A 13,343-nucleotide genomic window follows, 5' to 3' on the forward strand; every position below is an offset into this window, starting at 1 on the left:
ATCAGGACCTTTAAAAAGTCCTGATTTTATTTTTTTAACATGAGAGGTATCAATCTGAATGGTCTTTTTCCCCTTAGAACTTCATGTCCGATGAGGGTCACTTTAAGCGCATAGTTATTCACGTAATCAATTTTAAGGAGACCATTTTGAATCATCTGATATATGTATTCCCTCCAGTGTACAGTCGACAAATCTTGTCCCACTCCATAAGTAGGGAGATGATGATATTTGTTTGCAAGGACTTCATATTTTTTTGATCCCCTCAAGATATCTATTGTCATACTGAGATTGACGCGCTCGCCAGTACGTATTATTGCACTCATAGCCTTTTGGGCTATAGTGACCCCATCTATCGATTGAGGTGCAGGATTGAGGCAGACATCACAGTTGTTACAATTATCCTTGCGAGGGTAACCGAAATATCCCAAAAGTATTTTTCGACGACATATATTTGCCTCACAATACCTCTTCATGTACTCCATTTTTTGTCGGACAAGATCATGCTGTCCACTCTCACTGATCAGTTTCTCAACGACAAAAATATCTGTATAAGAGTAGAATAATAAAGTATCGGCAGGCTGACCGTCACGTCCGGCGCGTCCAATCTCTTGATAATATCCCTCCACATTTTTCGGCATATTGTAGTGGATTACCCAACGTATGTCAGCTTTATCTATCCCCATTCCAAATGCTACTGTTGCACAGACAGCCTCCACTTGGCCTGAGACGAAGGTCCTATGTACTATTTCCCTATCTTTGACAGACATTGTGGCATGATACGGCAGAGCTTTGATCCCCATGGCATTAAGCTCTTTTGACAGGGTCTCTGTCTCACTTCGTTTGTTGCAATAGATAATTCCGCATGAGTTGTCATGGTCATTGATAAATTGCTTTATAGCGATCAGCTTATCTGCCTTTTTATACCCTCTTCGTACTTCTAAGTAAAGATTAGGCCTATCAAAATCTCCAACGATTATCTTGGGTGTATGAAGTTCCAACTTTGAGACGATATCTTGTCGAGTTGCCTCATCTGCGGTTGCAGTGAGAGCAATGATGGGGAGGTCAGGGTAATATCGTTTGATAATCCCAAGTTGAGAATATTCGGGTCTGAAGTCGTGCCCCCATTGAGATATACAGTGTGCCTCATCGATAGCAACTAAAGATATAGGAGCACGCTGAAGCATATCAAATACAGAAGGAGAAAGTAACGTCTCCGGAGCCACATACAACAACTTAAGATGGCCCATAAGCAAGCGATTCACTACTTCCTCCCGTCTTTTGCTTGTCAGAGTACTGTTGAGTGTTGCAGATGGAATACCTCTGTCTTCCAGAGCAATGATCTGATCTTTCATCAAAGCAATAAGGGGAGATACGACCAATGTACAGCCTTTCATTAACAATGCCGGCAATTGATAGCAAAGAGACTTTCCTGCCCCCGTAGGTAGCACTGCCAGTTGGTCATGACCTGCCAGTACTGTTCGGATGATCTCTTCCTGTAGAGGTCTAAACTCTTTGTGCCCGAAGTACTGAAATAATGCTGATTTCAGATCTGTCATGATTGTGGCTATTGCTTGTTAATGATTGAGAGGAGTAGAGTAAGAGAAGCTTCAGTTGTAGATAAGATGTTTTGTTCTCTTCCGGCATCTGTTGACTGATAAAGATAGCTATAGACTCCGTCTGCCGATGCTACGGCGATCCATACATAACATGGGGCATGTCCCTCATTTTCGGTGGGACCGCATACTCCCGTTGTCGCAATAGAAAAAACTGTAGAACTCAGAGACCGGACATTGATGGCCATAGCCTCTGCGGTTTCCCTTGTTACCAAACCTTTATCAAGTATGCTTTGGGGGATGTTTAGCTGATTTTTTTTACTCTCATAAGTATAGGCGACAATACCGGTATCGAACCATCCGGAAGCACCCGATATGGCACAAAGAGACGATGCAATAGCCCCTCCCGTACAACTCTCAGCCACTGAAATAGTCGATGCTGTAGAGGAAAGTCTTTCTGCTATAGCGTTAGCTATTTCATATATGTTTCTCCTTAGATCTGACATATTATATTTGCACACGAGAGTAGGGTGCGGCATCTATGCTGCAACGATGCCCCTCTGCAAAGGCAAAGCTACCGGCCATGGCAACCATGGCTGCATTGTCTGTCGTGTATGCGAATGGTGGTATAAATACTTTGTTCCCTGTTCGTTGACCGTACTCAACAAAGGCATCGCGCAATCCTGAGTTGGCCGAGACTCCACCGGCAAGAGCAACCTCCTTGATGCCATGAGCTTTTGCGGCCTTTTCAAGTTTATTCATCAATATATCTATGATGGTTTTTTGAAGCGAAGCGCAGAGATCCTCTTTCCGATTGACCACAAAATCCGGGTCTTTTGCAAGTTCATCCCTGAGAGTGTAAAGGAATGATGTCTTGAGTCCGCTAAAGCTATAATCAAATCCTGCAATCTGAGGCTTTGCAAAGTGAAAGGCTTCAGGGTTGCCTTGCAGTGCCAACTTGTTGACGATAGGTCCCCCGGGATAACCAAGCCCCATAACTTTAGCACACTTGTCAAATGCTTCTCCGGCAGCATCATCGATGGTTTTGCCGATAATTTCCATGTCAAAGGACGATCGTACAAGGATAATCTGGGAGTTTCCTCCGGAAACAAGCAGACAGATGAAGGGAAATTTTGGTGTCTCGACCCTTTCGTTCGGCTTTTGGATATAATGGGCGAGTACGTGAGCCTGTAAATGATTGACATCTACAAGTGGGATATCAAGCCCAAGGGCTATCCCTTTCGCAAAGGTCGTGCCAACTAATAGCGACCCCAATAGACCTGGGCCTCTTGTGAATGCAATGGCATTAAGTTCTTCGGCCTTGACTCCAGCTTGTTTGAGAGCCTCGCTGACCACAGGAACGATATTTTGCAGATGGGCACGGCTTGCCAATTCGGGGACTACACCTCCGTAAGCCTCATGCACCTTCTGCCCTGCTATGACGTTGGACAAAAGTTGGTCTCCACGTAACACCGCAGCAGAAGTATCGTCACAAGAAGATTCGATCCCAAGGATTAAAGTATTTGGATTGATATGTGTCATGAAATATATGTTTCAAAATATTATAAATGTCCGAAAGCGAACACTCTACAAATTTACGCACATTAAATATCAGCCCCAAACATTTTTGAGTTTGATGTCTGTCCATGAAATATGTCGTGGTGCCATGTGTTTATTGTGGGATCTTAAAGGTTAGCGCTATTGAGATGATGTTTGCTTGTTGATATTTTCTCGGTGGTGATGGTTTTGATCTCTTTGGAACCAAGATATACAACCTTCGACATCAAGGTAGGCATCTTGATTTCTCAAGGTCTTTACCTTGATGAAACAAGTTAGACAACCTTTTTCAGAGGATATTTAGACTTACTAAAGATTGGAATCCCATGATTGTATGAAAAAGATTTCATATGGAGATTGTAGGGGACTTGGATATTGGTTTTGACTCATTCTGGTCACGAAGAGTCTCTGCATCTGATTTTGTGGGAATTTGTGGATACTTTGATACAACTTTTTGTTGTGTTTAAGGGTTTTACTAAAGATATATCTGTTAAAAACAGTATCAAAAATAGAATTTACTGAGAAGAACAATGATAAAGCCTGATTTTATATTTGAGACTTCGTGGGAAGTATGTAACAAAGTTGGAGGCATATACACTGTATTGAGTACACGTGCTGCTGTGATGCTTGAAGATATGGGAGATAGGGAGCGAATACTTTTTATCGGCCCCTGGATAGATGGTAGAGAATCAACTGATTTTAATGAGGATAAAGTACTGACTGAGAGATGGGGACTCGCTCTTTCTGAGGTTACTCATTTGCCTGTCAAAATCGGCTATTGGGACGTTCCCGGACAGCCGTTGTGTGCCCTCGTGGACTTTAGATCACTCTATGAGCAACAAGACGCGTTGTATTTTGAAATGTGGGAGAAGCATGGTATCCGTAGCGAACTGGGTTATGGAGATTATGATGAGGCGTGTATGTTCAGTATTGCTGCTGCTAAAGTGATGATGGCTTGGCAACAATTGGGGGCTATCGATGGTAATATTGTTTCGATTTTCAACGAATGGACTACAGGCATGGGTCTCTTATACCTCAAGTCTTATACTCCGTCCATAAAGACAGTTTTCGTCACTCATGCCACAACTGTAGGTCGATCTATTGCAGGGAATGGTAAACCTCTGTATGACAGTATGAAATACTTTAACGGCAATCAAATGGCATCTGAACTGAACGTACAGGCAAAGCATACTCTCGAACGACTTGCAGCGCATCAGGCTGATGCTTTTGGCACTGTCAGTAAAGTGACGGATGTGGAGTGTGGACAGCTTTTGGGAAAGGCTGTTGATGTAGTTGTTCCGAACGGTTTTGAGCCGGGGTTTGTTCCTGATTCTGCAGATCTCAAGGATATAAGAAATACTGCGCGTCAGAGGATTATAAAGATTGCACATACTCTCTACGGTAAAGCTATAGAACCCGATGCTCTCATCATTGCGACTTCAGGGCGGAGCGAGTACCGAAACAAAGGGTTGGATGCTTATATTGAGGCCATTGCCCATGTAGCGGAGGATGAGAAGGTGGATAAGGATATCATAGCTCTTGTTCTCATTCCCGGATGGATAAGCGGAGCAAGAGAGGATTTGGCAAATGCGTTGAAAGTGGGTGGCGTGTTTTCCAAACCGATGAGAGAGCCAATGTTGTCTCACCGATTGAATGAACCTCACAACAATCCCATATACAAACATTTGTCATCTCATAAGGAAAAATGGGGGGTAGGGGTGTATCCTGTATATGTCCCTTCATATCTTGATGGGAATGATGGTATCGTTGATATGAACTACTACGACTTCTTGGCCGGGACTGATCTTACTCTTTTCCCCTCATACTACGAACCTTGGGGGTATACACCTCTTGAGAGTATTGCCTTTGGAGTGCCTACTGTGACTACGGATAAGTCCGGATTTGGAATGTGGGTAAAGGAAATGCTTCCGGAACCATCTGTCTCAAACTGCGGGGTCGAGATTCTACACCGTAATGATCATAATATGCAATACTTGGCTGAGAGATTGGCACAGATAATATCATCATTTACAGTCTTACCCGAAAAGGAAAGGAAGGATGTGTCAGTGGCAGCAATCAAGCTCTCTAAGGAAGCCTATTGGGGTAAGTTTTATACACACTATAAGCAGTTGTTCAATAAAGCATTAGGCCGGTAGAGTATCGTAAGATCTTCATATGTGGGAGAAAAACGGTAAATTTGCGACTGATTTATAACGAATATACTATTGACAATGGTAGAGTATAGGCCCTTTTGGGGTAAACTTCTTAAAATATTTGGCTGGAAGCCTATTTATCCAAAACAGCTCTCTCGCAAATCTGTGATATGTGTTGCACCTCATACGAGTAACTGGGACTTTCCCTTAGGGCTTTTTTATTACCTGTCCATGGGACGTAAGCCTCACTTCTTGATCAAAAAAGAGTGGTTTGTATTTCCTCTCAACTTCTTTTTTAAGTTGCTCGGAGGAGTCGCTGTTGATAGAAATAAGAAAACTTCTACTGTGGATCAGATCATCGAAGGGTTTGCAAAAAAAAACGACTACAATATCGCTGTGACTCCTGAGGGCACTCGATCAAAGAGAGATGAGTGGAAGACAGGCTTTTGGCGTATAGCCTCAGGGGCAGGTATTGTTATTGAGTTGGCAAGAATAGATTATAGAAAGAAAGAACTCGGAATCTTTGAGGTCTTTACTCCAACTGGTGACATGGTGGCTGATATCGCTTATATACGTTCGCGCTACAGCGCAGATATGGCGAAATTCCCTGAAAAGTATAGCGAGTAGTGCTAATGGAAGCTAAAAATATCATCAATGTTGCTCTGATTCAGATGCAACAGGTACAGTGTGATATCGATCAAAATATTGCGCATCTTCGTTTGATACTGGAGCACACCGCTTTGGATGAAATTGACTTATTGCTCCTGCCTGAAATGTGGACAACCGGTTTTGTCACAAAAATGGAGACCGGTATTTCGGATGCCTATGACCGAGGCTTGAATATCATGAAAGAACTCTCTAAGAACTACGGTTGTGCTGTCTATGGAAGCCTGCTCAAAGTTTTGGACGGGGGAAAGCTTGCAAATGCCGGGGTATTTCTGGATGTCTCTGAAGGAGTTCAGGAGGAGTACCACAAGGTACACTTATTTGGACCCGGGGGCGAAGCTAAATTTTTTGAAGCCGGAAACAAACGCTGTATGGTGAGTTGGAGAGGTTGGAATATCTTTCTGACGATATGCTATGATTTAAGATTTCCGGTTTGGATGAGGTACAGTGATGAGATACCTTATGATATGATCCTTTGCACTGCAAATTGGCCTTATCCTCGTCAAGAGGCTTGGAAAGCTTTGCTTCGGGCGAGAGCGATCGACAACCAGGCTTATGTTTTGGGATGTAATCGAGTGGGGCAAGGACCAAAGACTTTGCTCTATCCCGGGGATTCTGTTATTGCAGGACCTAAGGGTGATCTGTTGCATGAAATAATCAGAGATGAGGAGTGTGTCATAAAGGTTTCTTTAGACAGATGTGAAGTGAAAGGATTTCGGAATTCATTTCCTGTCCTTCAAGATGCGGACATTTTCAAGCTATTGTAATTTTTTTTCTCTGCCTATCTTGTTGATAAATATTTTGTTACCGAATTCTTATTTGAAATCGTGACAATGAAATGCTGAAAAAAGCGTCTAAATATTTGGATGGTCTGAAATAAATACCTAAATTTGCAGAGCAAAAGAAAAAACACGGGGTGTAGCGCAGTCCGGTTAGCGCACCTGCTTTGGGAGCAGGGGGTCCCAGGTTCGAATCCTGGTACCCCGACTTGAAACAAAGGTGTTGATAATCAAAGTCAAAGATTTGGTTATCAACGCTTTTTTTATTATTCCTACGTGTGGGATTGCATAGTGATTTCAGAGAGATGATTTCTAAAGAAAGATATTTTGTCGCAGATAAATGCTGTTATGCTCTTTATGGGCAACTACCATAATGGAAATGTTCCGGGAAGGTGTTCTTTGATGTTAAAGGAGCATCCTACATAAAATCCATATCTGGTGTATGTCGCATATAAGTTTATATTCTTGAGATCTATAATCATCATGGCTCCAAAGTCCATTCCCCTTTTCTTCTCTGATTCGTCTGTTCCATATCTTCGAAAACTAGCATAGCCAATCAGAGGAGCAATCCTGAATCTGTTGTGAAATGGGATTTGGTATCCTGCATGGATCAAAGAGCCCCGAGTCTTTATCTTTTGCCCGATATTGTTTGGGTTTTGCTCTCTGGGAAATCCAACCAAACAACTTAAAAAGCCTCCACAAAAATTTATATTTACTGCAAGTCCGATATTTGGTTTCATGTCCTCTTGCATTTTTAATGTGCCTAAGCCTACGCCTAAAAAGGACTCCTCGTAAACTCCTTCAAAATCAAAGAATGGGCTGATTTGGGCCTTTGTGCTATATGATACGGATAGAAAGATAAAAAGAAGGTAGAGTTTTAGTTTCATATTGGCAGAGAAATTTGATATGATTGAACTAACATCGTCCAAGATACAAATATTTGACTGATTCCATACCCGGCAGAGTTAACCATAGTAGTTTACTGCATTATTTCCCTTAAAAACTAAGCCGCTCTTTTTTCTTGCCACTGGTTAAACTTGCTCATTAGTAAAAATGAGATGGGGAAAGTAACTATCATTATTACTACACCTATACCTCCCCAAAGAGTCATTTGGAGTATTGACAGTGCGGCATTCTTCCAAAATACTATAAATGTATAGATACAATATGGTAGCGTTAGTATTGTTGTGATAATAACGGGAATATATCCGCGGTAGGCAATCCATTGGCCAAGATGTACAAAAAGATGAACAAAATATGCCATAAATGCTGCAAACCACAATCCATGAGCTCCGAAGCAAGTTGCAGTCAGAGAAACTCCGGAAAGTAGGATAAATTCATGTAAAACTCCTACTGCGAAGGTGGAAGTGGAGAATTTAAAAAGTCCTTGTTTCTCAATAAATTTTTCTATTTTAGGAAAACGTGTCTTCAACTTTATCCTATTTTTTGCAAGCCAATTTTCAAACATGATGATCTCTTCAAAATCGTGTAGCATGAAGATCACGGGTAAAATCATCATTAAAAATTCTAATGACTTCATAAGCAATTTATTTTATTATAATGTCTTTTGTGTTTTAAATGTACAAAAAGATGCCGACTCTCAATGATATTTGAGATGTCGGCATCCTCAGCATAAAAGATTCAAGTACGACTTCTAAGATTACAAAGCTCTAACTTGTTCCGGCTGTTTCTTAGCAGAGTTTATCGGCCTTCATTGCCGGTAAAGTGATCATATCTTATTAACCTGGCCAACAAACATCAACTTATTGCTACCGGCATGAGTGATTGTGAAGAAGAAAGGATGATCTACCCTAAACTCAAAGCCTGAAACAGGAGGCGCCTTGTCTATTACAGCGACCGCTGTGGCTGCTGCTGCCTCTACGCCCTTTTCGTTCCACTTAACCACACACTTTTGTACGATCTTGCTGATTTGGAGATCAGGATTGTCTATGATGTTGACTAATGCGTTAGGTCTAATGAGTTTAGACAACCCTATTGCCGCTGCAAGCTCAGGTTTGTTCTTATCAATGAGTGTGAGTAGTTCTGTTGTGAAATTAAACTTCGGTAGGTAAACATTTACAGGAAGCTGGCGAGAATATTTTTTGAATACCTCATGTGGGGCATATTTTGTCAAGAATTCAGGAGTAAGCGGTTGATTTTTGTCTTTTGGCAAGATGATATCTACAAAGAATCCTCTACCTTCCGTTGGGAGTCTTAGTATTTGCACATCAGGGAGATCAACAAATGTTTCAACCTTCTGATCTCTCATCATATCTACTTCTTGCACTGTTCCATCAGCTGCTGTGAAGTTTTCTTTCACGGTATTGTTTTGATCGAATGGGCTCTGCCATGGGGAATTGAAATATAGAGCATTGGTTAATATAAAAGAAAGATTACCAGAGGCGATCGACGGGGAAAGGAGATTTTTAATTTTGCTATAAGTTTTACGTTCTACCCAGTTATTGATATGAGAGATAGCTTCAGGCTGAGACAGGTCAAGTATAGACATACCAGCGCCGAAGTACTCTTTTAAAATCTTTGGGTATTCTTCATTCACTTGCTGGATCCTATTATCATCGATCCACATGGCATTGGAAGTGAACACCCTTTGGAATGAGCTGCTTGTTTCCAAGTGTCGTGTGAGGCGTTTATGATAAGCTGAGATATCTGGATCTTTGACTCCGTTCCATCCCATTGTCTCTGTCAACTCCTCCCAAACATCTTTTGCTGCTCCTGCTGCGACCATTGCTATAGCATAATCCCAAGAGAGTGGTGATAAGATAAGGTTCTCTCCCTTGTATTTCTCAGCTTGCTGTGCAAACATTTTATATGCAAAGTCATTACTTCCCTCGACAAAATCTTTGTCATTTTCGCTGATTGGTTCCTCTTGTGTATTAGGAATCACAGGGACAGACGCTCCGAGTTCCGGTAGATCCACCTCTGAGAGCACCTTCACTTTGTCCGGTGGTAGTGGGGTGTCCGGATTGTTCGGGTCGTTAGGAGCGTTCTTATTACAACCAATGATAAGTATCAGTGCTACACCCATCAGATAAGTCAAATGTTTTTTCATGTCTCTTTTGTTATTTAAGTGTTATTAAATCCGTAGGAAGATGTTACTCTTCGTTCTCTCATGTAACAGATGCCGTATTGTTCATATGGCAACCCTTTCAACCATTAAATCCTCAAATAATCAAAATATTGCATCTATTATCTACTTTTTATTATCCCCAGGTTTCCTAAGTTGTTTTTTAATTTAATTATCCGGCTTGAGAAATCTTGTTTGTGGAATGCAGCCATAATAATTTATATAGTCGTCCCTTAAAAAGCGTTTATAAGCGAGAGATTCTCCAACAAAGGTCTCCCGCTTATTGTTTTGAGAGGAGCCAAAGAGCTCTCATGGCTCTTTTGAAGTTGTAAGCTGCCGCCGCCAACAGTAGGTTCACAGTATCCCCCATCACCCCCTTGTAAAAGTTGCGCCCTAAACGATGATCTGATTTCAAATGTCCAATGGTAGGTTCTATCCCTGCTCGCTTGCAGCATAGTTTGTGTTTCTTGCGCCTCTGATACCTACTATCCGAGGGCTTGGGGATATCGGGTATGAGAACCTGAGTCCCATTGACCTCTTTCTTACCCCGATAGCCTCTGTCGTCTGCCGGTATTTTGATCTTTCTTTGTGTAAGACGCTCCACTTGTGCCAACGCTGCTTCTATCGTTTGTCCATCATACTCATTACGAAAAGATTGGGCGCCAAGAATAATCTCGGTAGCCGAGCGTATGATGGATACCTTATTACCAAATTCGTACTTCTTATGCTCTTTACCCTTGCTGATGCATTGCACCTCGGGTTCGTGAATAGAATAAATCTTGTTCTGACTATAACGTCCTTGCGCAAGAATCGCCTCAAACCTCTCAATCAGCTCACTGTAAACAGAATGCTCTCCAAGATTACGCTTGAGTTCTCGGACTGATCTTCCGGCTATGATCCGCAATTTCTTGTCTGCCTTCAGTGCCTTCTTGCGATTCTTCGGATGATTTCGGAAACGCCGGTTCTGATAAATGCGATTTAAAACAACGGTATAGCTTTGGCGAAGAGGAAGATCCGATTTATGCACGATCTCCAGAACCTTGCGCACGATCTTTTTATGCAACTTGGCATCAGTCGGGAAGGTGATATTCTTTTCTTGAACGGTCGAATCAATAAAAGCAGTGTTATGATGGTGATCGTCATCATCTTCATTATTGACACGAATGCTCTCCTGAAAAATGAGTTCTATCCCCTTTTCTCCAATACGATTATGAAAGTGTACCAACTCAGAAGAGGCACAGGGAGCACCGGGGGTAAACTCTTGCCTACCACAAAAGTATTGGTAGTAAGCGTTTTCACTCCATTGCTCCACAACGGATTCATCTGAGAGATTACGAAGGTGTTTGAGAATCAACAAGCCACACATCAAACGAATGGGTTTAGCAGGGCGACCATTATTCTGACAATAGAGAGGAACGAAAGCTGTGTCGAATTTCTCCCAATGTATTTTGTCGGCTAGTCTGTAGAGTGGGTGTGATTGTTCAGCATGTCCGATAGACTGCTGAATAATGATGGAATGCTATGGGACTTTGTAATCATGAAAAATCTGCAAGTTTCCTACCTCGAAGATAACAAAACCTGCAGATTTGATAAAGAATATCAATGTATATTCCCCTGAATAACAGAGATTAAATATCTTTTCAAGGGGTGACTAGATAAGAAAATTAAGCTATATCCAACCAACGGTCTAAAATACAAATCCCTGTATCTTACCAAAATCAATAAGATACAGGGATTTGTGCTTGTACGTTGATATCTGATATTACTCCTTCAGTATGACATCGTGAGCACCACCTTCCACTATAGAAGTGCTTGAGACTAATGTGATCTTTGCATATTTTCTCAGGTGATTAAGATCTGTGGCTCCGCAGCTGCACATGGTTGCTTTCATCTTACCTAAAGTGACAGCAAGATTGTCCTTCATTGCCCCCGCATATGGTACATAGCTGTCCACTCCTTCTTCAAAAGTAAGACCCTCTTCGCCTCCACTATCGTACCGCTGCCAGTTTTTTGCTCTGTTTGAACCCTCTCCCCAATACTCTTTTACGTAGTTATTCCCGACCTTGAGAACCTTTGTTGGGCTTTCGTCAAAGCGTGCAAAGTAGCGACCCATCATCAAAAAGTCCGCCCCCATGGCTAAGGCCAAAGTCATGTGGTAATCGTGGACAATACCTCCATCACTACATACTGGGATATATGTTCCTGTTTTTTCAAAATAACGGTCACGAGCCTCAGCGATATCTATTACTGCAGTTGCTTGCCCACGACCAATCCCTTTTTGCTCGCGGGTGATACATATCGATCCTCCGCCGATACCAACCTTGATGAAGTCTGCTCCGGCCTCAACGAGATACAAAAAACCCTCTTCGTCAACGACATTGCCGGCTCCCACGGGTATATCATATCTTTCCTTGATCCACTTGAGGCACTCCGCCTGCCATTCGCTGTAGCCATCCGAAGAGTCTATGCACAAGACATCTGCTCCTGCTTCTACTAGTGCGGGGACACGCTCCATATAATCTCTGGTGTTGATACCAGCCCCTACCAGTAGAGTTTTGTTCTTCTTGTCGGACAGTTCGTGTGGGTTTTGTCTGTGGCTGTCGTAGTCTTTACGGAATACAAAGTAGCAGAGACGACCATCTTCGTCAATGATAGGGAGTGTATTGAGTTTGTGTTCCCAAATGATGTCGTTAGCTTCGGATAGAGTGATACCGAGTTTGCCTACGGTAAGTTTGTTGAACGGAGTCATGAACTCCTCTATCTTTCGTTCTCTGGAGTCAGTGCTGAGTCGATAATCCCTACTGGTTACTATCCCAAGGAGCTTCCCATTGGGTTGGCCGTCATCGGTGATAGCCACTGTCGAGTGACCTGTCTTTTTGACCAGTGCTAAAACATCAGCGAGAGTATTTGCCGGAGTGAGATTGGAGTCACTGGTAACAAATCCGGCTTTAAACTTTTTCACCTTATGGACCATTTCCGCTTGTGACGCAACACTTTGAGATCCGAAGATAAATGAAAGACCACCATTTCGTGCCAATTCTATAGCCAAGGTATCATTGGATACAGACTGCATGATTGCCGACACAAAAGGGATATTAAGGTGTATCCCTGCTTCGGGATTATCTTTTGTGAATTTTGTCAGTGGAGTTCTCAGGCTTATATTGTCCGGAGTGCACTGCTTGGTGGTGAGTCCGGGGATCAATAGATATTCGCCAAAAGTGCGAGAAACGTGTTCGGTGTAAATAGCCATATTATTAGATGTTATCAAATTGAGAAAAAACAATTTGCCTACAAAAATACGAAATAATTCTCTGAAAGATAGTAGGAGCGCCACTCTTTCATGGCAACCGCATCAAAAAACTCGATAAAATACAAGTTGCTAATTTTCAAATGATTGCCTTTTGAGGATTATATTCAAAGATAAAGAATGCACTCAAAGCTATGATTGATAATCAGACACTTACATTTTGATGCGGTTGCCCCGGTCTACTGTCATGGCAACCGCATCAAAATAGGCTTATCTTTGGGTTATGGATGTACAAGATTATTT

The 13,343-nt window shown here is 42.1% G+C and carries 10 protein-coding genes, 1 tRNA gene and 1 pseudogene; 4 read left to right on the forward strand and 8 right to left on the reverse strand.

Going from position 1 to position 13,343, the window contains the following annotated elements:
• Positions 1–26: 26 nt before the first annotated feature.
• From Q4A14_RS03705 to tsaD, 3 genes are read right to left on the reverse strand one after another with little or no spacing between them, the layout of a single operon-like run.
• Positions 27–1,556, reverse strand: coding sequence for an ATP-dependent DNA helicase RecQ (locus Q4A14_RS03705; protein WP_303170028.1), 1,530 nt, complete (start codon positions 1,554–1,556; stop codon positions 27–29).
• Between the two features lie 8 nt (positions 1,557–1,564).
• A complete protein-coding gene (locus Q4A14_RS03710; protein ID WP_303170029.1) occupies positions 1,565–2,059 on the reverse strand; it encodes a CinA family protein in 495 nt (164 codons plus the stop codon).
• A 1-nt stretch (position 2,060) separates the two neighbouring features.
• Positions 2,061–3,095 (reverse strand): tRNA (adenosine(37)-N6)-threonylcarbamoyltransferase complex transferase subunit TsaD, encoded by a 1,035-nt coding sequence (gene tsaD, locus Q4A14_RS03715; RefSeq protein ID WP_303170030.1) that lies wholly within the window; start codon positions 3,093–3,095, stop codon positions 2,061–2,063.
• 545 nt (positions 3,096–3,640) lie between these two features.
• Here tsaD and Q4A14_RS03720 point away from each other — a divergent pair.
• The 4 genes from Q4A14_RS03720 to Q4A14_RS03735 all read left to right on the forward strand — a co-directional run bounded on the left by Q4A14_RS03720 (position 3,641) and on the right by Q4A14_RS03735 (position 6,916).
• Positions 3,641–5,266, forward strand: coding sequence for a glycosyltransferase (locus Q4A14_RS03720; protein WP_303170031.1), 1,626 nt, complete (start codon positions 3,641–3,643; stop codon positions 5,264–5,266).
• 75 nt (positions 5,267–5,341) lie between these two features.
• On the forward strand, positions 5,342–5,890 hold the full coding sequence (locus tag Q4A14_RS03725; protein WP_303170032.1) for a 1-acyl-sn-glycerol-3-phosphate acyltransferase: 549 nt from the start codon (positions 5,342–5,344) through the stop codon (positions 5,888–5,890).
• Between the two features lie 5 nt (positions 5,891–5,895).
• Entirely contained in the window at positions 5,896–6,696 is an 801-nt protein-coding gene (locus Q4A14_RS03730) for a nitrilase-related carbon-nitrogen hydrolase (protein WP_303170034.1), read from the forward strand.
• 145 nt (positions 6,697–6,841) lie between these two features.
• Positions 6,842–6,916 (forward strand) — tRNA-Pro (locus Q4A14_RS03735).
• Between the two features lie 157 nt (positions 6,917–7,073).
• Here the strand turns inward: Q4A14_RS03735 and Q4A14_RS03740 are convergent.
• The 5 genes and pseudogenes from Q4A14_RS03740 to Q4A14_RS03760 form a co-directional block, all read right to left on the reverse strand.
• Positions 7,074–7,595 (reverse strand): hypothetical protein, encoded by a 522-nt coding sequence (locus Q4A14_RS03740; RefSeq protein ID WP_303170035.1) that lies wholly within the window; start codon positions 7,593–7,595, stop codon positions 7,074–7,076.
• A gap of 116 nt (positions 7,596–7,711) precedes the next feature.
• Positions 7,712–8,248, reverse strand: a complete 537-nt coding sequence (locus Q4A14_RS03745; protein ID WP_303170037.1) for an HXXEE domain-containing protein — start codon at positions 8,246–8,248, stop codon at positions 7,712–7,714.
• A 189-nt stretch (positions 8,249–8,437) separates the two neighbouring features.
• Entirely contained in the window at positions 8,438–9,778 is a 1,341-nt protein-coding gene (locus Q4A14_RS03750; protein WP_303170039.1) for a serpin family protein, read from the reverse strand.
• 295 nt (positions 9,779–10,073) lie between these two features.
• Positions 10,074–11,332: pseudogene (locus Q4A14_RS03755) on the reverse strand (IS5 family transposase).
• A 223-nt stretch (positions 11,333–11,555) separates the two neighbouring features.
• Positions 11,556–13,043 carry an IMP dehydrogenase gene (locus Q4A14_RS03760; RefSeq protein WP_303170040.1) on the reverse strand — a complete coding sequence of 496 codons (1,488 nt, stop codon included), beginning with the start codon at positions 13,041–13,043 and terminating at the stop codon, positions 11,556–11,558.
• Positions 13,044–13,343 lie beyond the last annotated feature (300 nt).

Source organism: Porphyromonas sp. (genome assembly GCF_030529325.1).
Lineage (GTDB): Bacteria > Bacteroidota > Bacteroidia > Bacteroidales > Porphyromonadaceae > Porphyromonas_A.